This window comes from Pseudomonas sp. 21 (assembly GCF_000955805.1).
Lineage (GTDB): Bacteria > Pseudomonadota > Gammaproteobacteria > Pseudomonadales > Pseudomonadaceae > Pseudomonas.
Genome location: NZ_JYOA01000010.1, coordinates 291,199 through 316,805, shown reverse-complemented (window position 1 = coordinate 316,805; position 25,607 = coordinate 291,199). Strand labels below are relative to the sequence as shown.

Below are 25,607 nucleotides of genomic sequence, written 5' to 3'. Positions count from 1 at the left end.
GATTTCCTTCTGGCGGATACGAAAGAGCCCCGCAGGGCGGGGCTCTTCAGGGACAAAGCCGGAGCGGGATCAGTTGATCTTCGCGGCCAGCTCACCCTTGGCGTAGCGCTGGAACATGCCTTCCAGGGTGATCGGCTTGATCTTCGAGGCATGACCGGCGGTGCCGAAGGCTTCGTAGCGAGCGATGCAGATATCACGCATGGCGACGATGGTCTTGGCGAAGAACTTGCGCGGATCGAATTCGCTCGGCTGCTCGGCCATCATGCGGCGGATGGCACCGGTGGAAGCCAGGCGCAGGTCGGTGTCGATGTTGACCTTGCGCACGCCGTGCTTGATGCCTTCGACGATTTCCTCGACCGGCACGCCGTAGGTTTCCTTGATGTCGCCGCCGAACTCGTTGATCACCTTCAGCCACTCTTGCGGCACCGAGGAGGAGCCGTGCATCACCAGGTGGGTGTTGGGGATACGCTTGTGGATTTCCTTGATGCGCTCAATGGAAAGCACGTCGCCGGTCGGCGGCTTGGTGAACTTGTAGGCGCCGTGGCTGGTGCCGATGGCGATGGCCAGGGCGTCGACCTGGGTCTTCTTGACGAAGTCGGCGGCCTCTTCCGGGTCGGTCAGCAGTTGGCTGTGATCCAGCACGCCTTCGGCACCAACGCCGTCTTCCTCGCCGGCCATGCCGGTTTCCAGGGAGCCCAGGCAGCCCAGCTCACCTTCCACGGACACGCCGCAGGCGTGGGCGAAGGCAACGGTCTGCTGGGTGACGCGGACGTTGTAGTCGTAGTCGGCCGGGGTCTTGCCGTCTTCCTTCAGCGAGCCGTCCATCATGACGGAGGAGAAGCCCAGCTGGATGGAGCGCTGGCAGACGTCGGGGCTGGTGCCGTGGTCCTGGTGCATGCACACCGGGATGTGCGGGAATTCTTCGATGGCCGCGAGGATCAGGTGGCGCAGGAAAGGCGCACCGGCGTATTTGCGGGCGCCGGCGGAGGCCTGCACGATCACCGGGGAGTCGGTCTTGTCGGCCGCTTCCATGATGGCGCGCATCTGCTCCAGGTTGTTGACGTTGAAAGCCGGAACGCCGTAGCCGAACTCGGCGGCGTGGTCCAGCATTTGGCGCATGCTGATGAGTGCCATGGTCTTCGCTTCTCCCAGAAGTCTGGCTCGGTGACACGAGCCCCTTAACTACATGTTTGGAAGCCTGCCGCAGGGGCAGGCCGTGTTCAAGTCTTCCGGCGCGTGCCGGACAATCGGCGCTCAGCGCGCCTTGCAACCACGGCCGATCAGGTCGTTGCTCTCGACCCAGTAGACCAGGCCCTGGTCACCTTTGATGCTCAAGCCGATCAGCCCGTCGCTATAGAAAGCGCCGGAGCCGCCGGGTTCCTCTTCCAGGTGATGAACCACGTCATCCTCACCCAGCTTCAGGTCGACGACCGACTTGCTGGGATCGACGTAGCGCCACCGCACCTCGGCTTCGCTGTCGCAGACCCAATGGTTCCAGCCGCCCTCCGCAGCGGACTTGCCGCCTGTCGAGTGACTGGAACAACCCGCCAGCAGCGCAAGCGCCAGGGCCGGGACGAGATAACGCAGCATCGGGCGACTCTCCTTCGGGCGGACGCGCCGCCGGATATCCAATGCACCAGATTGCCCGTCCCGCCGCAGGAACGCCAGTACCGCCTGCGCCGGGGCGCGGGCGGCACTGTCAGATCGTGATCCCGGCCACCAGGGCTTTGCCTCAGGGGCAATCCACCGGCTTCTGGTCGGGCGTCGGATCGCCGCTGCTCTGGCTCTCCACCCGTTCGCGGTTCTGGTCCGAAGGCACCATGACCGAGGGCGGGCTCATCACTTCACAGGTACTGGGGGCTCCACCGCTTCCGGCACAGCCGACCAGCACGAGGCAAAACGACAGCAAAGGGGTGACAGCTCGCATGACCGTTCTCCTTGGCATCCGTACAAGGCTTGTGACCCGAGGATGCCGCAGAGGTTTGCTTTACTGTCGCCCCGGCAGCGCGCCGGCTCAAGCCGTGGCGCGCTGTTCCAGCACTTCCACGGCCGGCAGGACCTTGCCCTCGACGAACTCGAGGAAGGCGCCACCACCGGTGGAAATGTAGGAGATCTGCTCGCCGATGCCGTACTTGTCGATCGCCGCCAGGGTGTCGCCACCGCCGGCGATGCTGAAGGCGCTGCCTTCGGCGATGGCCTTGGCCAGGGTCTTGGTGCCTTCGCCGAACTGGTCGAACTCGAACACGCCGACCGGACCGTTCCACAGGATGGTCTTGGAGGTCTTCAGCAGCTCGGCGAACTGGGCGGCGGTCTTTGGACCGATGTCCAGGATCATGTCGTCGTCGGCCACGTCAGCGATGTCCTTGACGGTGGCGACGGCGGTCTCGGCGAACTCCTTGGCAACCACGACGTCCACCGGCAGCGGAACGCTGACCTTGGCGGCGATGGCCTTGGCGGTCTCGACCAGGTCGGCCTCGTACAGCGACTTGCCGACCTTGTGGCCCGCCGCGGCGAGGAAGGTGTTGGCGATGCCGCCACCGACGATCAGTTGGTCGCAGATCAGCGCCAGGCTGTTCAGCACGTCGAGCTTGGTGGACACCTTGGAGCCGGCGACGATGGCGGCCATCGGGCGCGCGGGGTTGCCCAGGGCCTTGCCCAGGGCTTCCAGCTCGGCGGCCAGCAGCGGGCCGGCGGCGGCCACCTTGGCGAACTTGGCTACGCCGTGGGTGGAACCCTCGGCGCGGTGGGCGGTGCCGAAGGCGTCCATGACGAACACGTCGCACAGGGCGGCGTACTGCTGGGCCAGCTCGTCGGCGTTCTTCTTCTCGCCCTTGTTGAAGCGCACGTTCTCGAACAGCACGACTTCACCCGGCTTCACTTCGACGCCGCCCAGGTAGTCCTTGACCAGCGGCACAGCGCGGCCCAGGGCCTTGGACAGGTAGTCGGCGACCGGCTGCAGGCTGTTCTCTTCGGAGAATTCGCCTTCGGTCGGGCGGCCCAGGTGCGAGCAGACCATCACCGCCGCGCCCTTCTCCAGAGCCAGCTTGATGGTCGGCAGCGAGGCCAGGATGCGCGCGTCGCTCTTGACCACACCGTCCTTCACCGGAACGTTGAGGTCTTCGCGGATCAGTACGCGCTTACCTTGGAGGTCGAGGTCGGTCATCTTCAACACGGTCATGACAGTCAGTCCTGTAGGGGCTGTTTGATTAACGTTCAGTAGCGGCGACGTGCAGGAAGTGCCCTGCGGTGTCGAGCATGCGGTTGGCGAACCCCCACTCGTTGTCGAACCAGGCCAGCACGTTCACCAGGCGGGGGCCGGAAACGCGGGTCTGGCTGCCATCGACGATGGCCGAGTGCGGGTCATGATTGAAGTCGCAGCTGGCGTGGGGCAGCTCGGTGTACGCCAGCAGGCCTTTCAGCGGGCCTTCGGTGGCGGCCTGGCGCAGCACGCGGTTGATCTCCTCGGCGGACGTATCGCGGGAGACCTGCAGGGTGATGTCCAGGGCCGAGACGTTCACCGTCGGCACCCGAATGGCTTTGGCCTGGATTCGCCCGGCGAGTTCCGGCAGCAGGCGCTCGATGCCGCGCGCCAGCCCCGTGGACACCGGGATCACCGACTGGAAGGCCGAGCGCGTGCGGCGCAGGTCTTCGTGGTGGTAGGCGTCGATCACCGGCTGGTCGTTCATCGCCGAGTGGATGGTGGTGATCGAGACGTACTCGATGCCCACCGCCTCGTTCAGCAACTTGAGCAGCGGCACGCTGCAGTTGGTGGTGCAGGAGGCGTTGGACACCAGTGTTTCGGCGCCGGAGAGACCCTGCTGGTTGATGCCGAAAACCACGGTGGCGTCGATGTCCGCCTCGCTGGCCATCGGCTGGGAGAACAATACGCGCGGCGCGCCGGCCGCGAGGAAGCGCTCGCCATCGGCGCGGGTGTTGTAGACGCCCGAGCATTCCAGCACCAGGTCGACATCCAGGGCGCGCCAGTCGATAGCCTCGGGCTCGGCCTCGCGGAACACCTTCACGCAGTCACCGCCCACATGCAGGCAACCGTCTGCCACGCTCACCTCGCCGGGGAAGCGGCCGTGGGTGGAGTCGAAGCGGGTCAGGTATTCCAGGCTGGCCAGGTCCGCCAGGTCGTTCAGCGCGACGATGGAAAAGCCGGCCTTGGCGCCGCGCTCGTGCAGGGCACGGAACACGCAGCGGCCGATACGGCCGTAGCCGTTGAGGGCAACTCGGTAAGGGCGCTTGGACATTGTTATCCCTTGGTGATCTTCATAGGAGCAAGCTTGCCCGTGAGTCAAGCGAAGCGGTTCGCGAGCAAGCTCGCTCCTACAATGAAGCCTCGATCAGGCTTCGAGCAGCTCGGCGGCGATTTCCAGCACGTTCTCGACGGTGAAGCCGAAGTGCTCGAACAGCGCCGGGGCCGGGGCCGACTCACCGAAGGTGGTCATGCCGATGACGCGGCCTTCCAGGCCGACGTACTTGTACCAGTAGTCGGCGTGGGCAGCTTCGATGGCGATGCGCGCGCCAACCTGTACCGGCAGCACGGCCTGCTTGTAGCCGGCGTCCTGCTGGTCGAAGACGCTGGTGGACGGCATGGAGACCACGCGCACCTTGCGGCCTTCGGCGCTGAGCTTGTCGAACGCCTGCACGGCCAGGCCGACTTCGGAGCCGGTGGCGATCAGGATCAGTTCCGGCTCGCCGTCGCAGTCCTTCAGCACGTAGGCGCCACGGGCCACGTCGGCCAGCTGGGCGGCGTCGCGCGGCTGGTGCGGCAGGTTCTGGCGGCTGAAGATCAGCGCGGACGGGCCGTCGGCGCGCTCGATGGCGTACTTCCAGGCCACCGCGGATTCCACGGCATCGGCCGGGCGCCAGGTGTCCAGGTTCGGGGTCAGGCGCAGGCTGGCCAGCTGCTCGATCGGCTGGTGGGTCGGGCCGTCTTCGCCCAGACCGATGGAGTCGTGGGTGAACACGTACAGCACGCGCTGCTTCATCAGGGCGGACATGCGCACTGCGTTGCGGGCGTATTCCATGAAGATCAGGAAGGTCGCGCCGTAGGGGATGAAGCCGCCGTGCAGGGCCACGCCGTTCATGATGGCGCTCATGCCGAACTCGCGCACGCCGTAGAACAGGTAGTTGCCGTTGGCGTCGTCGGCGCTCACGCCCTTGCAGCCCTTCCACAGGGTCAGGTTGGAGCCGGCGAGGTCGGCGGAGCCGCCCAGCAGTTCCGGCAGCAGCGGGCCGAAGGCGTTCAGGGCGTTCTGGCTGGCCTTGCGGCTGGCGATGGTCTCGCCTTTCAGGGCAACGTCGGCGACGTAGGCGGCGGCCTTCTCGGCGAAGTCGGCCGGAAGTTCACCGGCAACACGGCGTTCGAACTCGGCGGCCAGTTCCGGGTGCGCGGCCTGGTAGGCAGCGAAACGCTTGTTCCATTCGGCTTCGCGGGTGGCGCCGTTATCCTTGGCGCTCCACTCGGCGTAGATGTCTGCCGGAATCTCGAACGGGGCGTGGTTCCAGCCCAGCGCGGCGCGGGTGGCGGCCACTTCGTCGACGCCCAGGGCGGCGCCGTGGCTTTCTTCCTTGCCCTGCTTGTTCGGCGAGCCGAAGCCGATGATGGTCTTGCAGCAGATCAGGGTCGGCGCGTCGCTCTTGCGGGCGGTGTCGATGGCGGTCTTGATCTCGTCGGCGTCATGCCCGTCGACATTGCGGATCACCTGCCAGCCATAGGCTTCGAAGCGCTTGGGGGTGTCGTCGGTGAACCAGCCGTGGACTTCGCCATCGATGGAGATGCCGTTGTCGTCGTAGAAGGCGACCAGCTTGTTCAGGCGCAGGGTGCCGGCCAGCGAGGCGACTTCATGGGAGATGCCCTCCATCATGCAGCCGTCGCCCAGGAAGGCGTAGGTGTAGTGGTCGACGATGCTGTGGCCGTCGCGGTTGAACTGTGCGGCCAGCACCTTCTCGGCCAGCGCCATGCCCACGGCGTTGGCGATGCCCTGGCCCAGCGGGCCGGTGGTGGTCTCGACGCCGGCGGTGTAGCCGTACTCCGGGTGGCCCGGGGTGCGCGAGTGCATCTGGCGGAAGTTCTTCAGGTCATCGACGGTGACGTCGTACCCGGTGAGGTGCAGCAACGAGTAGATCAGCATCGAGCCGTGCCCGTTGGACAGCACGAAGCGGTCACGGTCAGCCCACTGCGGGTTGCTCGGGTTGTGCTTGAGGTAGTCGCGCCAAAGGACTTCGGCGATATCCGCCATGCCCATGGGGGCGCCAGGATGGCCGCTGTTGGCTTTCTGCACGGCATCCATGCTCAGTGCGCGGATGGCGTTGGCTCGCTCACGACGGCTGGGCATCGCTGAATCTCCTGCGGGGCTGCTTCGAAAGATCGAAGGGAATGAAAAAAGGCCGGTATTTTCGCCCAGCCGGGCACCGCGGGGCAATGACAGATCGGCAGATGCCTGACACAGGGCACCGGTTTGACGCCACGAACTGATCAAAAACCACTCATCCGGCAATATCAAAACTTTTTGATACAGCCCTTGCCCACCCCGAATGCCATGACTAGACTGCGCAACCCATGAGTCTGCGCCTGCCCGAAATCCGCCACGACGATTGCGACCAGCTGGCTGCCCTGTGCAAGGCCGGCGGCGACCCGCTGCGGCTGAACGTCCTGCGGGTGCTGGCCAACGATTCGTTCGGCGTACTGGAGCTGGCGCATATCTTCGGCGTGCGCCAGTCGGGCATGAGCCATCACCTGAAGGTGCTGGCCCAGGCCGGCCTGGTCGCCACCCGTCGCGAAGGCAACGCGATCTTCTATCGCCGCGCCCTGCCCCAGGGCGAAAGCCTGGGCGGCACGCTGCACGGGGCGCTGCTCGAAGAAGTGGATGAACTGGCACTGGCCGATGACGTCAGCGCCCGGGTCGATGGCGTACATGCCCAACGTGCCGCCGTGAGCCGCGACTACTTCGCCCGTAGTGCGGAGAAGTTCCAGGCGACCCAGGACCTGATCGCAGGACTGCCGCAATACCGCGAAAGCGTACTGGCGTTGCTCGATGCACTGAGCTTCGCCGCCGGCGCCACGGCGCTGGAAGTCGGCCCCGGCGACGGCGGGTTTCTCCCCGAGCTGGCCCGGCGTTTCGATCAGGTCACGGCGCTGGACAACAGCGAGACGATGCTTGAAATGGCGCGGCAACGTTGCGCCAGCGATGGTTTGAACAACGTCCGGCTGCGGCTGGGCGACGCCCTGCAGGACGTCGACGACGCGGCGGACTGCGTGGTGCTGAACATGGTGCTGCATCACTTCGCCGCACCGGCGGAGGCCGTGAAGCAGCTGGCGCACCTGGTGAAACCCGGTGGCAGCCTGCTGGTGACCGAACTCTGCAGCCACGACCAGAGCTGGGCCCGCGAGGCCTGTGGTGATCTCTGGCTGGGGTTCGAACAGGAAGACCTGGCCCGTTGGGCCGACGCCGCCGGGCTCGCGTCCGGCGAAAGTGTGTACATCGGTTTACGCAATGGCTTTCAGATCCAGGTGCGGCACTTTGCCAAACCGGATTCGCGAAGCGTCCTCACCCACCGGTAAATGATAGGAACCGTTAGATGAGCGAATACTCAGTTTTCACCTCCGAATCCGTCTCCGAAGGCCATCCGGACAAGATCGCGGACCAGATTTCCGACGCGGTCCTCGATGCCATCATCGCCAAGGACAAATACGCCCGCGTGGCCTGCGAAACCCTGGTGAAGACCGGTGTCGCGATCATCGCCGGTGAAGTCACCACCTCCGCTTGGGTCGACCTGGAAGAGCTGGTGCGCAAGGTCATCATCGACATCGGCTACAACAGTTCCGACGTCGGCTTCGACGGCGCCACCTGCGGCGTGCTGAACATCATCGGCAAGCAGTCGGTGGACATCAACCAGGGCGTCGACCGCGCCAAGCCGGAAGACCAGGGCGCTGGCGACCAGGGCCTGATGTTCGGCTATGCCAGCAACGAAACCGACGTGCTGATGCCGGCGCCGATCTGCTTCTCCCACCGTCTGGTGGAGCGCCAGGCCGAGGCCCGCAAGTCCGGCCTGCTGCCGTGGCTGCGTCCGGATGCCAAGTCCCAGGTCACCTGCCACTACGAAGGCGGCAAGGTCGTCGGCATCGACGCCATCGTCCTGTCCACCCAGCACAACCCGGAAGTCAGCTACAAGGACCTGCGCGAAGGCGTGATGGAGCTGATCATCAAGCAGGTGCTGCCGGCCGAGCTGCTGCACAAGGACACCCAGTTCCACATCAACCCGACCGGCAACTTCGTGATTGGCGGCCCGGTGGGCGACTGCGGCCTGACCGGCCGCAAGATCATCGTCGACTCCTACGGCGGCATGGCCCGTCACGGCGGCGGCGCGTTTTCCGGCAAGGACCCGTCCAAGGTCGACCGTTCCGCGGCCTACGCCGGCCGCTACGTGGCCAAGAACATCGTCGCCGCCGGCCTGGCCGAGCGTTGCGAGATCCAGGTGTCCTACGCCATCGGCGTGGCCCAGCCGACCTCCATCTCGATCAACACCTTCGGCACCGGCAAGATCAGCGATGACAAGATCATCCAGCTGGTCCGCGAGCACTTCGACCTGCGTCCGTACGCGATCACCAAGATGCTCGACCTGCTGCACCCGATGTACCAGCCGACCGCGGCCTACGGCCACTTCGGTCGCAACCCGTTCGAAATGACCTACGGTGACGACACCTTCACCGCCTTCACCTGGGAGCGCACCGACAAGGCCGCCGCCCTGCGTGACGCCGCCGGCCTGTAAGACCCGGTAGCAGGAAAAGCCCCGCCTCGGCGGGGCTTTTTCGTTTCCGCACTCCCACAAACCCTCGCGAAGAATCCACACCCATCCCAGCGCCGGGCGCTGCTTCCCAGCCCTAGCCTTGCGGGTTTCCGCCACCCGGACGCTCGCCATGCCTCGCCTTGCCCTCGCCTTCCTGCTGCTCTTGTCCCTCCCCGCCAAGGCTTGTCCCGACGGGTCGGCCGAGCAGGCCTTCCGCCAGATCGACGCGCTCCGCGCACAACTGACGCAGTGGGATGACGCCTACCACCGCGACGGCAATTCCCCGGTCGCCGACGAACTGTACGACCAGGCCCGCGAGCGCCTGCGGCAATGGCAAGCGTGCTTCCCTCAAGCCCTTGTCGCTCCCGAGGATCCGCTGGCCAGCAGCGTCGGGGAGGTTCGCCACCCCTTCGTCCACACCGGCCTCGACAAGCTTCCCGACACCTCGGCCGTGCGCACCTGGCTGGCCAACCGCAGCGATCTCTGGGTGCAACCCAAGGTCGACGGCGTGGCGGTCACGCTGATCTACCGCAACGACCGCTTCACCCAGGCGATCAGCCGTGGCGACGGCACCCGCGGGCAGGACTGGACTGCCAATGCACAGCGGATTGCCGCAATCCCCAAGGAGTTGCCGGGCACGGGCAGCGAATGGGTGCTGCAAGGCGAGTTGTACTGGCGCCTGCCGCAGCATGTGCAAGCGCGAGACGGCGGTGTGGGTGCGCGCGGCAAGGTCGCCGGCCTGATGGCCCGCAAGGAGCTGGAGGACGAGGGCGCGCAGATCGGCCTGTTCGTCTGGGAATTGCCGGACGGCCCGCTGGCGATGCCCGAACGCCTGGAACGCCTGCGCCAGCTGGGATTCGGCGACAGCGCCGCGCTCACCGAAGCGGTTTCTGGCCTGCCCGACATAGAGGCCTGGCGCGAGCGCTGGTATCGCCAGCCGCTGCCTTTCGCCAGTGACGGCATCGTCATCCGCCAGGGCCGTCGGCCGCCGGGCAGGGCCTGGAGCGCACAGCCACCGGGCTGGGCGGTGGCCTGGAAGTACCCGCATCAACAGGCACTGGCCGAGGTGCGGCGCGTGGAGTTCAAGGTCGGCCGCAGCGGACGGGTGACGCCCATACTGCATCTCGCCCCCGTGGAGCTGGATGGGCGGACCATCCAGCGCGTCGGCGCCGGCTCGCTCAAGCGCTGGCGCAGCCTCGACATCCGCCCCGGCGATCAGGTCGCCATCGCCCTGGCCGGGCTGACCATCCCCCGCCTGGACGGCGTGGTCTGGCGCTCTCCGACTCGCCCCGAGATAGCCGCCCCCACCGAAGAGCAGTTCAACGCCCTCTCCTGCTGGCAACCCACCAAGGGTTGCGAGGAACAGTTTCTCGCTCGCCTGCAGTGGCTGAGCGGCAAGAACGGCCTGGGGCTGTCGGGCGTCGGGCCGGGCACCTGGCGGCGTCTGCACGATGCCGGACTGCTGGCGGGACTGCTCGACTGGATGACGCTGACCCCAGAGCAATTGAGCCAGGTGCCCGGCCTGGGCGAGCGCAGCGCCGCCAGCCTGCACCAGCAGTTCCAGTTCGCTCGTCAACGCTCGTTCGCGGTCTGGTTGCGCGCTCTCGGCGCCCCCGCTCCCAACGCCCATCCAGCGGGAAAAGACTGGTCCGCACTGGCCACCCGCAGCGCGGCGCAGTGGCAGGAGCAACCGGGCGTCGGCAAAGTCCGCGCGGCGCAATTGGATGCCTTCTTCAAGGCACCGGAGGTCGTGCAACTGCGCGAGCGGCTGCACGACCTCGGCGTCGCCGGTTTCTGAGCGCCTCAGCGCATCTGGAAGGCTTCCTGGTGGAAGTGGCTGCGCGGCATGCCCTGGCGGCGCAGGTCACGGCGCAGCAGTTCGGCCAGCGCCTGCGGACCGCAGAACCAGACGCTCGGCCAGCCCCCCTGCGCACCGGGTTGCAAGCCCAGGTCAGTCGCCTGCAGGTAGCCCTCGCTTTCGCTGTAATGCACACGCAGATCGATGCGCGGCAGCTTCGCGCACAGCTCACGCAGGCGGCCGGCGTAGATGGCGTCGGACGGTGAACGCACGCAATACAGCAACGTCACTTCCGGGCAGTCCTCCGGCCGCGCCTGTAGCGATTCGAGCCAGGCCAGGAACGGCGTGATGCCGATACCACCTGCGACCCACACCTGCCGCTCGCCCTTGTCGCGGCGGAAATCGAAGCGGCCGTAGGGCCCTTCCACCTTCACCGGATCGCCGACCTTCAGCGCATCCTGAAGGCGCTGTGTGTAGTCCCCGAGCGCCTTGATGCTGAAGCGCACCTCGCCATTGCCCAGGTCGCCGCTGGAAAGGGTGAAGGGATGCTGCCCCTCCAGGCGATCACAGGTGAGGAAGGCGAACTGCCCGGCGCGATGCTGCCAGCGCCCCTGCAGCTTGCAGGTCACTTCCAGCATGCGCTCGCCAGGGCGCTCGAGCGCGACCACGACGCCCTCATGGGTGCGCCGGCGGCCGATCTGCCCGGTAAGCGACCAGAGCGCGCAGAGGCTGCCCACAACGGCGCAGAACGCCACCAGCCAGCCGATCGGCTGCGTCCAGTACCCCGCCGGCGCCAGCACCACACCGTGGAAAGCGAGCACCAGGTAGACCACCGCGAGGGTTTTGTGGACGTAGCGCCAGAGGTGGTACGGGAAGCGCTGCCAGAGGGTGATGACCAGCATCGCCGCAAGCAGCCAGGCCGACCATTCGCCCAGGTCCTTGGCCGAGCCGCGGAACACATCGAGGAAGGTTTCCACCCGCGGCCCCTTGGCCGGCTTGGCGATGAACTCGGCAAGCAGCGGCCCGCCCAGTTCCATCAGGTAGTGCAGCAGGCTCAGCACAATGGCGAGGATGCCCGCCCACTTGTGCGCCCGGTACATGCGATCCAGGCCGTCGAGGGGTTTTTCCAGCCATACCGGGCGTACCGCCAGCAGCATGATCAGCGACATCAGCGCGAAGGCTGCGACACCGCTGAAGAGAATGGCCTGCTTGCGCAGAACCCAGATGTCGAACGTCGCTGGCGGGTCGATGAACAGGGCTAGGCCAAAAGTGGCCGCGACGGCCAGAAGTACGATCCAGATGAGTTTCATGAGTCCTCCTTGGGGCGCCGAAATCGCGGGCCCAAGCGGAAGCTGAAGGGTTCTTCTGAATCATCCCTTAATTTCGGACGGGGCTTTAAGTAGCCCTCTGCGATGCCATGACCCATGTCAAAAGCATTGTCGTTCGTTATGCTCGGAGAGTTCCCACAGACCAGTTAAATGCCATGCGCCTGCGAGTTCTGTCCGACCTCCACCACGAACACTTTCCCAACGGCCGCCGCGAACTGCCGCAGGCCGCCGCGGATGTTGTCGTGCTGGCGGGGGATATCCACGAGCACCTGCAAGGCCTGCACTGGGCGCGCGAGGAATTTCCGGACAGCGAAATCATCTACGTCGCCGGCAATCACGAGTTCTACCACTCCGACCTGCCCGAACTGACCCAGGCCATGCGCAACCTGGCCCGCGTGCTGGATATCCACTTCCTCGAGAAGGATGCGGTGATCCTCGACGGCGTGCGCTTCCTCGGCACCACGCTGTGGACGGACTTCCAGCTCTACGGCGAACGCGCTTGCGAACTGGCCTGCGAGCAGGCGCAGTTGCTGATGCCCGATTTCAGTACGGTGGATTACTTCATCCAACCCTTCACCCCGCAGATGAGTCGCGAACTCTGCGGTGTCAGCTGCGAATGGCTGGCAGCGGAGCTGGATCAACCCTTCGCCGGCCCGACCGTGGTGGTGACGCACCATGCGCCCAGCGACCGTTCGATTCCCTCGCACTACGTCGGCGACGCCCTGTCACCGGCCTTCGCCTCGAACCTGGAAGGCCTGGCCGGGCGCTGCGACCTGTGGATTCACGGGCATGTGCACGAGTGCCTGGACTATCGCATCGGCGCGGCGCGGATCGTCGCCAACCCTGGCGCCTATCCCGGCGAAGACAGCGGTTTCGATCCCTGTCGGGTGATCGAACTCTAGAACGGCGGCCCGACGCGTGGAGGCTCGCCAGGCGACAACTCACTGAAGAAACGCCAGATCTCAGCGGGCCCGTCCAACTGCGGGTCGACCCGGCCGAGCAGGCGCGGCGGCCGGTACAGCGGCTGCGAAACAAGGTGCCCGCCGCCGAACACCGTCACCAGTTCCACGGGCGGCCCGTCGCCGGCAGCCCAGCGCTGACGCTGCGTCCACACCGGGCCAGGCTGGGTCAGCTTGTCTACCTGCGGTTCGCCGCCCTGGCCATTGCGCCGCGCCAGCGCGAGGGCAGAGTCCTCGGCGGACAGCACGTTGCCGCGATCCCCGAAGCCAAACAGCGTGACCCGGCCACCCGCATAGGGATTGATCGGGTCCCGAGTGCCATTCATCAACAGCGCAGCCTTGGGCTGCTCGGCGGGACGGCAGGCATCGTTGTCCGTGCTCGGCAGGCTGGCAGCCACGGCCGCGACACCTTCGACCTTTTCCGGCGCCTCGGCGGCCAGGCGCAACGCCATCTGCCCGCCATTGGAGTAGCCGGTGACGAATACCCGCGCGGGGTCGACGCCGCGCTCACGCTGCAGGCTTTCGATCATCGTCGAGAGGAAGCCGACGTCGTCGATGTTCAGGCGCCGCGCGCTGTAGGAAGCAACCCGCCGACAGTCGTTCCAGTGCCCTTCGAAACCATCGGGATAGAGCACCAGGAAGCCATCGCGATCGGCCAGGGCGTCGAAGCGGTAGCCGCTGTCGCGGCGCATGCGCTCGCCGTTGCTCTGTGAGCTGTGCAAGACCACCAGCAGCGCCGGCCGCTCGGCCAGTTTCTGCGGCACGTAAAGGACATAGCTGCGGCGCCGGTCGCCCTGGCGCACCGAGGCATCCTCGCTGCTGCCGGTCAACACCGGTTGCAGCTTCAGCTCACCGGGCACATACCACCAGCCACCCACCAGCAGCGCCAGCACCAGCAGCGCGATAAGTGCCTGCACGATCCGCATCGCCACCCGCATACCGCCTCTCCTTGCCCGCCTGGCGGGCCTTGCGAGTCCCGGCCTTCTCCTGAGGCAATCGCGCGGGGGCAATTGTCCTGAGGCAGCCCCTCGCTACCCCGTCCATGGCAAACTCTAGCCGTTGACTCCAACGTCATAGTGTTTGGTAACCAAGGACTCCGAAAATGTTCCGAAGCTCTGCCCTGATGGCCGCCGTTCTCGCCCTCGGCTGCGCCAGCCCGCTGCTCGCCGCCGAGGCGTCCGGACAACCGCTGACCGGCTGCGCCGCCAAGCGCGCCGCCATCGAAACCCAGCTCGAACAGGCCAAGGCCCAGGGCAACGGCAACCGCGTCGCCGGCCTGCAGACCGCCCTGGAGAAGGTGAAGACCTATTGCACCGACGCCAGCCTCACGCAGGAGCGCAAGCAGAATGTGCTGGATGCGGAGAAGGAAGTCGCCCAGCGCGAAAAGGACCTGCGCAAGGCGATGAACAAAGGTGACGCCGAGAAGATCGAGAAGCGCAAGGACAAGCTGGCCGAAGCCCGCGCCGAGCTGGAACAGGCCAAGCGCGAGCTGGAGGAGTAATACCGGGGACCGGCCTGCGGCCGGTTCGCGGACAAAGTCCGCTCCTACAGAATCAGGCGCTGCCTTGGTAGGAGCGGGCCACGCCCGCGAAGGCGGGCAAGGTCCGCCACTGCTCCGCGCTTAGAGCGCGCGGAACTTCTTGTGGCAAGCCTCGCAGGCGTCTTCCACCGCGGCGAATTCCTTGCGCACGCCCTCGGGCGTCGGCGTGGCATTGCGGGTGTTTTCGCCCAGCGCGCGGACGGCCTGCTCGAAGGTCTTGGCGTCGGCCTGGAACTCCAGCTGGCGCTGCCAGATTTCCGCCTTGGCGCGGGTGTCGTCGCTTTCCACCTTGTCAGCCGGCGGCTGGGTCGTGGGGAAGTACTGCCAGGGCTTGTCGGCCAGCTCGCCCAGCTTGGTCGAGTTGGCCCGGAACTTGTCCGCGTCGAAGGGAATTCGACCGCGCAGCATGCCGCCCATGTCCTCGCTGGTCTTGAGCATTTCCTTGAACACCGCCTGGCGCTTGTACTCCGGCGAGTTGGGGTCCAGGCGATGGCAGCCGGCGAGCGCCGTGCCGGCGAGCAGCAGAACGAGCAGGGTCTTCAACTTCATGGGGGACTCTTGTAGGACGGCCAGACACGGAAGCGCCGGATTATCCGCCCCGTTCCCCGAATGATCCAGACCGCGTGCCGGTCGCTGCGGCCATCCGCCGCAGCGCCGCGCCATTCGTTCAGCTGCCGTTCAGACAGACTCGGGTCAGGCGGAGACGACGAAGATTGCGATGATCAGCGCCATGCCGAGGAACCACGCCAGCGAGCGCAGCATCGCCAGGTCGGCGATGTAGAAGATCAGGTAGAGCAGGCGGCTGGTGACCCAGGCGATGGCCAGGCGGTCGATGGTGGCGGGCTCGGCGTTGTTCACCAGGTAGGCGATGATCACCGCCGCGGCGAAGGCCGGGGTGACCTCGAAGCTGTTCATCTGGAAAGCGTTGGCGCGCTTGCGGTAGCCCTCCAGGCTGGCGAGGAAGGTGCGCGGGTCGTGGTTCTGCCGGGGACCGAAACCGCCGCCGGTGAACTTGGCGATGCTGGTGCCGACGTAAGGCAGGAAGATCGCGATCAGGACGCACCAGAAGGCAATGGGCATGGCGGGACTCTCGTCGAGGGGAAAGGCCGCAGCTTAGGCCATGGCCGCACGCCGCGTCCTTGACCGGCTTGGCGGTCTCGTCCGTAGCGCGAGCCAATCCTCAGAGCTTCATCACCAGCATGCCCACCAGCACCAGGCTGCACGCCGCCAGGCGCGGCAGGCCGAAGGGTTCCTTGAGGAAGCGCATGCCGAACAGCACCACCAGCAGCACGCTGGTCTCGCGTAGCGCGGCAGCCTCGGCGATGGAGCCCAGTTGCATGGCCCAGAGCACCAGCCCGTAGCTGAGCAGGACGCAGAAGCCGACACTGATACCCAGCTTCCAGTCGTTGATCCAGAACTTGGCAAAGGCGCGGGTGCGCCCGACCAGGGCTACCAGCGGGAACGGCAGGCCGGACAGCAGCGACAGCCACACCAGGTAGTCCAGCGGCTTGGGCCAGAGCTTGAGCGCGTTGCCGTCGGTCCAGGTGTAGCTGCCGATGCACAGGCCCATCAGCAGTACGGTGGGGTAGGCGATCCACGGCAGCTTCGAGCCGCCACCGCCCTTGAGCAGGAACAGCATGCCGACCGGGATCAGCAGGATGCCGAGGATCTGCTTGTCGGTCAGGTGCTCGCCGCCGAAGTAGAGAGTCAGTGCCAGCACCACCAGCGGCGACAGCCCGCGCATCAGCGGGTAGACCAGGCCCAGGTCGCCGACCTTGTAGGCCTGGATCAGCAGCACGCGATAGACCAGTTGCAACGATACGGCGGCCAGCAGCCAGGGCCAGACTTCAGCAGGGGGAATCTCGATCCACGGCAGCAGGAGCAGCGCGGCGGCCAGGCCGACCATGTCCATGCAGGCGACCACCAGCAGGCGATCGTTGCTGAACTTGACGAGGGTGTTCCAGGTGGCGTGCAGCAGGGCGGCCAGCAGCACCAGGGTAGTGGCGAGCACGAAAGCGAACTCCTGGTATAGACCAGGGCAATTCTACCCTGAGCCACCCCATGAGGGGCAAGCGCTGGCTGTTTCGGACATTTCCACCTGCCTCCTCAGCCATAACTGGCCTAGACTGGGCCTTTTCGCCAGCACGAGCCTCTGCCATGCCACGCCTGATCAAGTTCCTGACCGCTTACATCCTCGTCACCCTGCTCTCCGGCTGCGGCTACAACGCCATGCAATCCGGCGACGAAGGGGTGAAGGCCGCCTGGTCGGAAGTGCTCAACCAGTACCAGCGCCGTGCCGACCTGATCCCCAACCTGGTCAGCACCGTGAAGGGCTACGCCGCCCATGAAGCCAGCGTACTGACCCAGGTGACCGAGGCCCGCGCCAAGGTCGGCAGCACTACCCTGAATGCCGACCAGCTCGACGACCCGGAAGCGGTCAAGCGCTTCCAGCAGGCCCAGGGGCAGTTGAGCTCGGCGCTGTCGCGCCTGCTGGTGGTCTCGGAGAACTACCCGCAGCTCAAGGCTGACGGCCTGTTCAAGGACCTGCTGACGCAGCTCGAAGGCACCGAGAACCGCATCACTGTCGCCCGTGGCCGCTATGTGAAGGCCGTGCAGGAGTACAACGTGATGATTCGCCAGTTCCCGCAGGTGATCACCGCGAAGATCTTCGGCTACAAGCCCAAGGCCAACTTCAGCGTCGAGAACGAAGCCGCCATTTCCACCGCGCCGAAAGTGGACTTCGGCAACGCGCCGGCGCAGCCCGCACAATGACCCTGCCGCGCTGGCTGCTGGCCGCCCTGCTGCTGTGCTGGGCGGTCGTGCTGCAGGCGGCGCCGGTCGCCATTCCGCCGCTCAGCGCCCGCGTCACCGATCTCACCCAGACCCTCGATGCCGGGCAGCGCGCGCAGCTGGAAAGCCAGCTCGCCGGCCTGGAGCAACGCAAGGGCGCGCAGATCGCCGTACTGCTGGTCCCCAGCACCGGCGAGGACAGCATCGAGGACTACGCGGTACGCGCCTTCGAGCAATGGAGACTGGGCCGCAAGGGTGTCGATGACGGCGTGCTGCTGGTGGTTGCGAAGAATGATCGCACGCTGCGCATCGAAGTCGGCTACGGGCTGGAAGGCACCATCACCGACGTACAGGCCGGCCGGATCATCCGCGAACAGATCGTGCCCTTGTTTCAGAAAGGCGACTTCGCCGGCGGCATCCAGGCCGGCGTCGACAGCCTGATCGCGCTGATCGAGCCGCCCTCCGCCGCAACCAAGCCGGACGGCAGCGAAGACGAATTGCCACGTACCGGCCCGGCGGAAAACTACAGCGACGCCTACTCGAACCGCAACGCGACGGCCGGCGAGGAAATCCCGCCCACCCGCCTGGCAGCGCTGCTTGGCCTGCTGGTCGGTGTGCCGCTGCTGGGCATGCTGCTGCCGGTGTCCTGGATGCGCCAGCGCAGCATGGGCCGCTACCTGTTGTGCAGCGTGCTGGTGGGCGGCATCGCCGCTGGCGTGCTGCTGGTCAGCGAAGCCAATCCCGCGGCGCTGCAACAGCAGATGATCGGCGCCTTCTCGATCCCGCTGGTGCTGTACATCTTCTTCCTGCCGCCGATGTGGCTGACCATGGGCGTGCTGCAACTGCTCATGACGATCATCAGCTCGATCGGTCGCGGCGGGCGTGGGGGCGGCGGCGGTGGCGGGGGTTTCCGTGGCGGCGGTGGTTCCAGCGGCGGCGGCGGGGCCTCCGGCCGCTGGTAATCCAGAGCACTCAGAGGGCGGCGACGCCCTGCTCTTCCTCGCGGATCGAGCGCAGCACCTGGCGCTGCAGGTCGATGAACTCGGCGCTGGCGGCCATGTCCTCGTGGCGCGGGCGGCCGAGCTTCACGTCGAAGGTGGTCTTGATCCGCCCCGGCCCGAGCCCCATCACCACGATGCGGTCGGACAGGTAGACCGCCTCTTCCACGTCGTGGGTGACGAACATCACCGTCAGCCGGTGGGTTTCCCAGATGCGCGTGAGCAGCTCCTGCATCTGGTGGCGGGTCATGGCGTCCAGCGCGCCGAAGGGCTCGTCCATCAGCAGGATCTTCGGCCGGTATGACAGCGCCCGGGCGATCGCCACGCGCTGTTTCATGCCGCCGGACAACTCGTTCGGGTAGGCCTCGGCGAACTTCGTCAGTTTCACCAGCTCCAGATGTTCGTCGGCGACCTCGCGGCACTGCGCGCGGGACAGGCCGGCGGCCTTGAGGGCGAACTCGACGTTCTGCCGCGCGGTGAGCCAGGGCAGCAGGGTGTAGGACTGGAACACCACGCCACGGTCCAGGCCCGGCCCGGTGATCGGCACGCCGTCGACCTTCACGCTGCCGCTGTCGAACTCTTCCAGGCCGGCAGCGATGGACAGCAGCGTGCTCTTGCCGCAGCCGGAGGTGCCGACGATGGACACGAACTCGTTGTCCGCCAGCATCAAGTCGATGTTGCGCAGCACCTCACGGCGCTCCTTGCCGACCGCGAAACTCTTGTTCAGGCCGGAGATTTCCAAAGTCGCCATCAGTTGCGCCTCCGGTTGTAGCGGAACAGGACCTTCTCGCCGGCGCGCATGGCCTGGTCGGTGATCAGGCCGAGGAAACCGAGCAGCAGGATGTAGCCGATGATGGTGTCGGTCTGGAAGAAGCGCTGGGACACGGTGATGCGGTAGCCCAGGCCGGAGGTCGCGGCCACCAGCTCGGCCAGCACCAGCCAGGTCCAGGCCCAGCCGAGGCTGATCCGCAGGGCGTCCCAGATACCCGGCAATGCGCTGGGCAGGACGATCTTCAGGAGGATGCGGCGATCCGGCATCCCCAGCGTGCGACCGAGGCCGACGAAGTCCGCCGGCACGCGCTTGATCGCGTCCATCACCATCAGCACCTGCTGGAAGAAGGTGCCGATCCAGATGATGAGGAATTTCTGGAAGTCGCTGGTGCCGGCCCAGAGGATGGTCAGCGGGACGAAGGCGACGACCGGCATGTAGCGCACGAAGTCCACCAGCGGCTCGGTGGCGGCTTTCCAGAAGCCGTAGCAGCCGGCGAATACGCCGATCACGATAGACATCGCCGAGGACACCAGGAAGGCCACGGCGATGCGGTACACGCTGACCTTGAGGTCCGACCACAACGTGCCATCGGCGGCCAGCTTGAGCATGCGCGCCCAGACATCGCCGGGCGCCGGCAGGAAGATCTTCGGCACCGCGCCGCTGGCGCCGGCCAGCCACCAGAGCAGCGCCAACAGGACGAACACGGCGCCGCCGATGAGCAGGAAGTGGCGCTGCGCGATCGGCTTGCCGATGGTGAACAGCGGGTTGGATTTGCGGGCTTTCATGTCGGGCTCGTCGAACGGAGAAAGACGCGCGCCGGCTCGGGGCCGGCGCGCGGTGTATCAGGACTTCAAAGAATCAGAGCGCCTCGACGAAACGCGCGTCGATGGCCTGCGCCGGAGTGACCGGCTGCTGCAGGATGCCGGCTTCGCTGGCGGCCTTCTGGATGTGCTCGAACGAGCCCTTCTGGAAGGCGCCCTTCAGTTCGGCCTGGTTCTCCTTCACCGAGTAGAAGTGCACGCCGTCGAATGCGCTGGTCAGTTCGGACTCGTCGGCGCCCACGCCCTTGGCGATGGCGGCACGGCCTTCGGCGCTCTTCTCGTTGTAGTGCTTGAGGCCCGCTTCCCAGCTCTTGATCAGCGCCAGCACCTGGCCGGGACGCTCCTTCAGCACTTCGTCGCGCACCACGAACACGTCGCTGATGATGCCCGGGTCATCCGAGCCCTTGTACAGCAGGTTGACCTTGGGGTTCTGCTGTTTGGCGGCGGACAGGTAAGGCTCGTAGGTCACCGCGGCCGGGACCTGGCCGGCGATCAGCGCGCTGCCGGCGTTGGCGGCGGGCATCGGCACCGGCTGCACGTCGGCGATGGTCAGGCCGGCCTTGCGCAGGGCGCTGTGCAGGAGGATGTCGCTGGTGGTGCCTTCTTCATAGGCGACCTGCTTGCCCTTGAGGTCGGTCAGGGTCTTGATCGACGGATCGACGATCAGCGCGTCGGCGCTGGTGCTCTGGTCCAGCAGCAGGACGATCTTCACCGGCAGGCCGGCAGCGACCATGGCCATGGCGGTGTGGGTGGCGAGGTTCCCGCCGTCGATCTGGCCGCTGGCCAGGGCGGCGTTCATGTCCTTGTCTTCGGTGAAGTTGACCAGCTCGACCTGCTCCAGGCCGTTGGCCTTGAAGGCGCCGGCCTGTTCGGCGACGTACCACTGGCCGTAGCCCAGCCAGGGCTGCATGCCCATCTTGAAGGTGCCGGCCTCGGGCTTGGTGTCGGCCTTGATCGCGGCGGCGTGCGCGGCGCCGGCCAGCAGCAGGCTGGCGCAGGTGGCCACGGCCAATTGGCGCAGCGCGGTGGCGAAGGTGGTGTGCATGGTCTCTCCCCGGTCATTGTTTTGCAGGTGCATTCTTGATGAATGAAGCGCTGCTGGATCGGCGGGGAGCTTGCGTCGGCCCATGCCCGCCGTGGGCGGGCAAAGGCTCACATTCAATCGACGCAAATGCAAAGGTTTTCGCCGCAGTTCGGCTTGGCTCCGGGCACGCTGGCAATCACCTTGGCGAATCAGCCGTCAGGGCTGGGGAATGGCGTCGTCCTTGAACTGGTCCTTGATGTAGAGGATCTCGGTACGACCGTGCGGCGCTGGCTGACCGTCCGGGCCGATGTTGACGAAGACCATCTTGTCGACCGTGAGGATGCTCTTGCGGGTGATCTTGTTGCGCACTTCGCAGGTCAGGGTGATCGAGGTGCGGCCGAACTCGGTGGCGGTGATGCCCAGCTCGATGATGTCGCCCTGGCGCGCGGAACTGACGAAGTTGATCTCCGAGATGAACTTGGTCACCACGCGCTGGTTGCCCAGCTGGATGATGGCGTAGATCGCCGCTTCTTCGTCGATCCACTTCAGGAGACTGCCGCCGAACAGGGTGCCGTTCGGGTTGAGGTCTTCAGGCTTGACCCATTTGCGGGTATGGAAATTCATGGAAGCTCCTTCTTGGGAGGTTGCGCCTCGTGAGCGCGATGACGGGGAAAGCCCCGCCGGCTATGCAAGTCTGGACCCGGCCGGCACCAGGCACCCTGCCATGACTCAGAACCTGTTCAACATCTTGCGAGCTAGAGCAGAACAAGGCGGAAACAGGCTGAAAAAGCGGAGTTTACGTTCTGTAAATGAGCATTTTCATCGGACTCGCGCGCGAGCCTGTTTCCAACGCGGTTATGCCGACGCGCAGCAGATGTTCAGCCGAGCCCGGCTTCGGCGCGGTACCGCGCCGCCTCGCCGACCAGCCAGTCGCGGAAAGCGCCCAGGGTCGCCGACTCCACCTTGCGTTCGGGAATCATCAGGTAATAGGCATTTTCGCTCAAATAGGCATGTTGCATCGGCACGATAAGCCGTCCGTCGGCCAGCTCGTGCTGGATCAGCATCGGCGGGATCAGCGCCACCCCCATGCCGTGCATCGCCGCCTGGGCGAGCATGGAGAACAGTTCGTAGCGGGTGCCGCTCATGTCATGCGCCACGCTCATCCCCAGCGAACCGAACCACTGGCGCCAGGCGTAGGGCCGCGTGGTCTGTTGCATCAGCGGCAGCTCGGCGATCTGCGCGGCGGACAGCTCCCGCCTCCCACCCAATAGCTCGGGACTGCACACCGGCACCGGGTTCTCGTGCATGAGGAAGTTGGCGACCGTGCCGGACCACACGCCATCACCGAAATACAGCGCGGCGTCGAACTCGGTGTCGGCGAAGAGGAACGGCCGGGTGCGGTTGGTCAGGTTCACCGTGACTTCCGGGTGCAGGCGCTTGAAGTCCTTCAGCCGCGGCAGCAGCCATTGCGTTGCAAAGGTCGGCACGACGGCCAGCTCCAGCGTGCCGCCGCCTTGCTGGCCCATCACGGCCAGGGTGTCGCGCTCCACGGCGTCCAGGCGCTGGGCGACGCGGCGGCTGTAATTGAGCCCGGCCTCGGTCAGCTTCACCCCGCGCCGCGAACGGCGAAACAGTTCGACGCCGAGGAACTCCTCCAGCGTGGCGATCTGCCGGCAGATGGCGCTCTGGGTCAGCGACAGTTCGTCGGCAGCCTTGGTGAAGCTCTCGTGGCGGGCGGCGGACTCGAAGGCGACCAGCGCCGCGGTGGTCGGGATCTTGCGTCGCATCGAATGCCTCTTCGGAATATCGTGATGCGCAGAACTCCCCAGGAACGCCTGATATAGAGGCCATTCCGGCAAAAGTCGCATCAACCCTGCGATTACGGAGTGACAAAATAGCACAACAGCATGCGAATTAGTCGGTTGCCCGGCTTCCCGACGGCTGACTAGGATGACCCACACCGAGCCCGCCTAGACTTGTGCGGGTCTTTCACTGTCTGCGTTCGAGGTTCTCCATGGCGACCAAAGCAAGCTTCAACTGGGAAGATCCGCTGCTGCTGGATCAGCAACTCACCGAAGAAGAGCGCATGGTGCGCGACAGCGCCCAGCAGTTCGCCCAGGACAAGCTGGCCCCGCGCGTGCTGGAAGCCTTCCGCCATGAGCAGACCGACCCGGCGATCTTCCGCGAGATGGGCGAAACCGGCCTGCTCGGCGCGACCATTCCCGAACAGTACGGCGGCAGCGGCCTGAACTACGTGTGCTACGGCCTGATCGCCCGCGAAGTCGAGCGCATCGATTCCGGCTACCGCTCGATGATGAGCGTGCAGTCCTCCCTGGTGATGGTGCCGATCAACGAATTCGGCAACGAAGCCACCAAGCAGAAATACCTGCCGAAACTGGCCAGCGGCGAATACATCGGCTGCTTCGGCCTGACCGAGCCGGACCACGGCTCCGACCCGGGCTCGCTGATCACCCGCGCCAAGAAAGTCGACGGCGGCTACCGCCTGACCGGCGCCAAGATGTGGATCACCAACAGCCCGATCGCCGACGTCTTCGTGGTCTGGGCCAAGGACGACGAAGGCCAGATCCGCGGCTTCGTCCTGGAAAAAGGCTGGGAAGGCCTCTCCGCCCCGGCGATCCACGGCAAGGTCGGCCTGCGCGCCTCGATCACCGGCGAGATCGTGATGAACAACGTGTTCTGCCCGGAAGAAAACGCCTTCCCGGACGTACGCGGCCTGCGTGGTCCGTTCACCTGCCTGAACTCCGCCCGCTACGGCATCTCCTGGGGCGCCCTGGGTGCCGCCGAAGCCTGCTGGCACACCGCTCGCCAGTACACCCTGGACCGCAAGCAGTTCGGCCGCCCGCTGGCCGCCAACCAGCTGATCCAGAAGAAACTGGCCGACATGCAGACCGATATCACCCTCGCCCTGCAAGGTTGCCTGCGCCTGGGCCGGATGAAGGACGAAGGCACCGCCGCCGTCGAAATCACCTCGATCATGAAGCGCAACAGCTGCGGCAAGGCCCTGGACATCGCTCGTCTGGCCCGTGACATGCTCGGCGGCAACGGCATCTCCGACGAGTTCGGCGTCGCCCGCCACCTGGTCAACCTGGAAGTGGTGAACACCTACGAAGGTACCCACGACGTCCACGCGCTGATCCTCGGTCGCGCCCAGACCGGCATCCAGGCGTTCTTCTAAGTAGTACCCCGCGCTGGCCCGCCTCATCGGGAGAGCGAGCCAGCGCACGCTTTACCTCTCGCCCGAGAGGCCCCGGGGAGGACCGTGGAGTCCCCGCACTGCGCCCTCCCCGCCCCTATCCAAGCTGCAGGTGATTGCATGTCCGGCGCCCTTTCGCACATCCGTGTCCTCGACCTCTCCCGCGTTCTCGCCGGTCCCTGGGCCGGGCAGATCCTCGCCGACCTCGGCGCGGAAGTGATCAAGATCGAGCGTCCCGGCAGCGGCGACGACACCCGCGCCTGGGGCCCGCCGTTCCTCAAGGACGCCGACGGCCGCGACACCAGTGAAGCGGCGTACTACCTGTCGGCGAACCGCAACAAGAAATCCCTGACCATCGACTTCACCCAGCCCGAAGGCCAGCGCCTGGTGCGCGAACTGGCGGCCAAGGCCGACATCGTGCTGGAGAATTTCAAGGTTGGCGGCCTGAAGGCCTATGGCCTGGACTACGAGTCGCTGAAGGCGCTCAACCCCAAGCTGATCTACTGCTCGATCACCGGCTTCGGCCAGTTCGGCCCCTACGCCAAGCGCGCCGGCTACGACTTCATGATCCAGGGCCTGGGCGGCCTGATGAGCCTGACCGGCCGTTCCGACGCCGAGGAAGGCGCCGGCCCGGTGAAGGTCGGCGTCGCGCTGACCGACATCCTCACCGGCCTCTACTCGTCCACCGCGATCCTCGCCGCCCTCGCCCACCGCGACGTCAGCGGCATCGGCCAGCACATCGACATGGCGCTGCTGGACGTGCAGGTCGCCTGCCTGGCCAACCAGACCCTGAACTACCTGACCACCGGCAACCCGCCGCGCCGCCTGGGCAATGCCCATCCGAACATCGTGCCGTACCAGGACTTCCCCACCGCCGATGGCGACTTCATCCTCACCGTCGGCAACGACGGCCAGTTCCGCAAGTTCGCCGAACTGGCGGGCCACCCGGAGTGGGCCACCGACGAGCGTTTCGCGACGAACAAGGCGCGCGTGGCACACCGCGAAGTGCTGATCCCGCTGATCCGCCAGTCCACCGTGATGCGCACCACCGCCGAGTGGATAGCCGTGCTGGAACAGGCCAGCGTGCCCTGCGGGCCGATCAATGACCTGGCACAGGTGTTCGCCGATCCGCAGGTCATCGCCCGCGGGCTGCGCGTGGACCTGCCGCATCCTCTGGCCGGCACAGTGCCGCAGGTCGCCAGCCCGATCCGCCTGTCCGAGACGCCCGTGGAATACCGCAACGCCCCGCCAACCCTCGGCCAGCACACCCAGGAAATCCTCGAAGGCGTGCTGGGCCTGGACCAGGCCGCCATCGGCAAGCTGCGCGACGACGGCGTGATCTGACGTTCCTCTCCGAACAACGACGTCCCCGTAGGGCGGATAAAGCGTGCCGCTTTATCCGCCCTGCGACTGACAACCGGCACCTGCCCCCGCAGCGGCCCCGATCCCCGAAACGACGCCCGCGCCAGGGTTTTCACGGCCCCTGGCGCGGGCGCGGCGGGGAACCCGGGCGCGATCCAGTGCGCGAACGCGACCAAAAGCCTTTGGCTTGTCATGCGCCATGGCT

General features: G+C 66.1%; 25 protein-coding genes. 9 read left to right on the top strand and 16 right to left on the bottom strand.

Annotated elements, in window-relative coordinates:
* Nucleotides 1–69 precede the first annotated feature (69 nt).
* The 6 genes from fba to tkt form a co-directional block, all read right to left on the bottom strand.
* Nucleotides 70–1,134, bottom strand: coding sequence for a class II fructose-bisphosphate aldolase (fba, locus tag UB43_RS23370; protein WP_045215945.1), 1,065 nt, complete (start codon nt 1,132–1,134; stop codon nt 70–72).
* Nucleotides 1,135–1,254: 120 nt separating this feature from the next.
* On the bottom strand, nt 1,255–1,590 hold the full coding sequence (locus UB43_RS23365) for an MliC family protein (protein ID WP_045215943.1): 336 nt from the start codon (nt 1,588–1,590) through the stop codon (nt 1,255–1,257).
* 142 nt (nt 1,591–1,732) lie between these two features.
* Nucleotides 1,733–1,927, bottom strand: coding sequence for a hypothetical protein (locus UB43_RS23360; RefSeq protein WP_045215941.1), 195 nt, complete (start codon nt 1,925–1,927; stop codon nt 1,733–1,735).
* A gap of 87 nt (nt 1,928–2,014) precedes the next feature.
* Nucleotides 2,015–3,178, bottom strand: a complete 1,164-nt coding sequence (locus UB43_RS23355) for a phosphoglycerate kinase (RefSeq protein WP_045215939.1) — start codon at nt 3,176–3,178, stop codon at nt 2,015–2,017.
* A gap of 28 nt (nt 3,179–3,206) precedes the next feature.
* A complete protein-coding gene (gene epd, locus UB43_RS23350; RefSeq protein ID WP_045215936.1) occupies nt 3,207–4,253 on the bottom strand; it encodes an erythrose-4-phosphate dehydrogenase in 1,047 nt (348 codons plus the stop codon).
* 93 nt (nt 4,254–4,346) lie between these two features.
* Nucleotides 4,347–6,344 carry a transketolase gene (tkt, locus tag UB43_RS23345; protein WP_045215934.1) on the bottom strand — a complete coding sequence of 666 codons (1,998 nt, stop codon included), beginning with the start codon at nt 6,342–6,344 and terminating at the stop codon, nt 4,347–4,349.
* A 224-nt stretch (nt 6,345–6,568) separates the two neighbouring features.
* On the opposite strand from tkt, the gene UB43_RS23340 reads away from it, so the two are divergent.
* The 3 genes from UB43_RS23340 (at nt 6,569) to ligB (ending at nt 10,594) form a co-directional block, all read left to right on the top strand.
* The gene (locus UB43_RS23340) at nt 6,569–7,570 is read left to right on the top strand and encodes a metalloregulator ArsR/SmtB family transcription factor (protein WP_045215932.1); all 1,002 of its coding nucleotides are present in this window, start codon (nt 6,569–6,571) and stop codon (nt 7,568–7,570) included.
* 17 nt (nt 7,571–7,587) lie between these two features.
* Nucleotides 7,588–8,778 (top strand): methionine adenosyltransferase, encoded by a 1,191-nt coding sequence (gene metK / locus UB43_RS23335; protein ID WP_045215929.1) that lies wholly within the window; start codon nt 7,588–7,590, stop codon nt 8,776–8,778.
* 148 nt (nt 8,779–8,926) lie between these two features.
* Nucleotides 8,927–10,594, top strand: a complete 1,668-nt coding sequence (ligB, locus tag UB43_RS23330) for an NAD-dependent DNA ligase LigB (protein ID WP_045215925.1) — start codon at nt 8,927–8,929, stop codon at nt 10,592–10,594.
* Nucleotides 10,595–10,599: 5 nt separating this feature from the next.
* On the opposite strand, the gene UB43_RS23325 is transcribed toward ligB, so the two are convergent.
* A complete protein-coding gene (locus tag UB43_RS23325) occupies nt 10,600–11,904 on the bottom strand; it encodes a ferric reductase-like transmembrane domain-containing protein (RefSeq protein WP_045215922.1) in 1,305 nt (434 codons plus the stop codon).
* Nucleotides 11,905–12,077: 173 nt separating this feature from the next.
* Here UB43_RS23325 and UB43_RS23320 point away from each other — a divergent pair, with 173 nt between their 5' ends.
* Nucleotides 12,078–12,824, top strand: a complete 747-nt coding sequence (locus UB43_RS23320; RefSeq protein WP_045215920.1) for a metallophosphoesterase family protein — start codon at nt 12,078–12,080, stop codon at nt 12,822–12,824.
* Here UB43_RS23320 and UB43_RS23315 read toward each other — a convergent pair.
* On the bottom strand, nt 12,821–13,819 hold the full coding sequence (locus UB43_RS23315) for a PHB depolymerase family esterase (protein ID WP_045215918.1): 999 nt from the start codon (nt 13,817–13,819) through the stop codon (nt 12,821–12,823). The two genes, UB43_RS23320 and UB43_RS23315, sit on opposite strands and share 4 nt — an antisense overlap.
* A 164-nt stretch (nt 13,820–13,983) precedes the next feature.
* Here UB43_RS23315 and UB43_RS23310 point away from each other — a divergent pair, with 164 nt between their 5' ends.
* Complete coding sequence (locus UB43_RS23310) at nt 13,984–14,382, top strand: DUF1090 domain-containing protein (protein WP_045215916.1); 399 nt, start codon at nt 13,984–13,986, stop codon at nt 14,380–14,382.
* Nucleotides 14,383–14,502: 120 nt separating this feature from the next.
* On the opposite strand, the gene UB43_RS23305 is transcribed toward UB43_RS23310, so the two are convergent.
* The 3 genes from UB43_RS23305 to UB43_RS23295 all read right to left on the bottom strand — a co-directional run bounded on the left by UB43_RS23305 (nt 14,503) and on the right by UB43_RS23295 (nt 16,432).
* Nucleotides 14,503–14,970 (bottom strand): cytochrome c, encoded by a 468-nt coding sequence (locus UB43_RS23305; RefSeq protein ID WP_045215913.1) that lies wholly within the window; start codon nt 14,968–14,970, stop codon nt 14,503–14,505.
* Between the two features lie 144 nt (nt 14,971–15,114).
* Entirely contained in the window at nt 15,115–15,501 is a 387-nt protein-coding gene (locus tag UB43_RS23300) for an MAPEG family protein (RefSeq protein WP_045215911.1), read from the bottom strand.
* Nucleotides 15,502–15,601: 100 nt separating this feature from the next.
* The gene (locus UB43_RS23295; RefSeq protein ID WP_045215909.1) at nt 15,602–16,432 is read right to left on the bottom strand and encodes an EamA family transporter; all 831 of its coding nucleotides are present in this window, start codon (nt 16,430–16,432) and stop codon (nt 15,602–15,604) included.
* A 146-nt stretch (nt 16,433–16,578) separates the two neighbouring features.
* Between UB43_RS23295 and UB43_RS23290 the strand changes: the two genes are divergently transcribed.
* Together UB43_RS23290 and UB43_RS23285 are read left to right on the top strand one after the other, a co-directional pair.
* Nucleotides 16,579–17,193, top strand: a complete 615-nt coding sequence (locus UB43_RS23290) for a LemA family protein (protein ID WP_037011389.1) — start codon at nt 16,579–16,581, stop codon at nt 17,191–17,193.
* Nucleotides 17,190–18,173, top strand: coding sequence for a YgcG family protein (locus UB43_RS23285; protein ID WP_045215905.1), 984 nt, complete (start codon nt 17,190–17,192; stop codon nt 18,171–18,173). The genes UB43_RS23290 and UB43_RS23285 overlap by 4 nt, the downstream gene beginning before the upstream one ends.
* Before the next feature lie 10 nt (nt 18,174–18,183).
* Here the strand turns inward: UB43_RS23285 and UB43_RS23280 are convergent, their stop codons facing one another.
* From UB43_RS23280 to gcvA, 5 genes are all read right to left on the bottom strand, one after another.
* Nucleotides 18,184–18,960, bottom strand: a complete 777-nt coding sequence (locus UB43_RS23280) for an ABC transporter ATP-binding protein (protein WP_045215903.1) — start codon at nt 18,958–18,960, stop codon at nt 18,184–18,186.
* On the bottom strand, nt 18,960–19,766 hold the full coding sequence (locus UB43_RS23275) for an ABC transporter permease (protein WP_045215900.1): 807 nt from the start codon (nt 19,764–19,766) through the stop codon (nt 18,960–18,962). The genes UB43_RS23280 and UB43_RS23275 overlap by 1 nt, the downstream gene beginning before the upstream one ends.
* Before the next feature lie 73 nt (nt 19,767–19,839).
* Nucleotides 19,840–20,847: an ABC transporter substrate-binding protein gene (locus tag UB43_RS23270; protein WP_045215898.1), complete on the bottom strand. Its 1,008-nt coding sequence runs from the start codon at nt 20,845–20,847 to the stop codon at nt 19,840–19,842.
* Between the two features lie 195 nt (nt 20,848–21,042).
* Nucleotides 21,043–21,450 carry an acyl-CoA thioesterase gene (locus UB43_RS23265; RefSeq protein WP_045215897.1) on the bottom strand — a complete coding sequence of 136 codons (408 nt, stop codon included), beginning with the start codon at nt 21,448–21,450 and terminating at the stop codon, nt 21,043–21,045.
* A gap of 254 nt (nt 21,451–21,704) precedes the next feature.
* Nucleotides 21,705–22,613 carry a LysR family transcriptional regulator gene (gcvA, locus tag UB43_RS23260; protein ID WP_045215896.1) on the bottom strand — a complete coding sequence of 303 codons (909 nt, stop codon included), beginning with the start codon at nt 22,611–22,613 and terminating at the stop codon, nt 21,705–21,707.
* 227 nt (nt 22,614–22,840) lie between these two features.
* On the opposite strand from gcvA, the gene UB43_RS23255 reads away from it, so the two are divergent.
* Both UB43_RS23255 and UB43_RS23250 read left to right on the top strand, forming a co-directional pair.
* Nucleotides 22,841–24,022: an acyl-CoA dehydrogenase gene (locus UB43_RS23255; protein WP_045215893.1), complete on the top strand. Its 1,182-nt coding sequence runs from the start codon at nt 22,841–22,843 to the stop codon at nt 24,020–24,022.
* 138 nt (nt 24,023–24,160) lie between these two features.
* The gene (locus UB43_RS23250; protein WP_045215890.1) at nt 24,161–25,384 is read left to right on the top strand and encodes a CaiB/BaiF CoA-transferase family protein; all 1,224 of its coding nucleotides are present in this window, start codon (nt 24,161–24,163) and stop codon (nt 25,382–25,384) included.
* Nucleotides 25,385–25,607 lie beyond the last annotated feature (223 nt).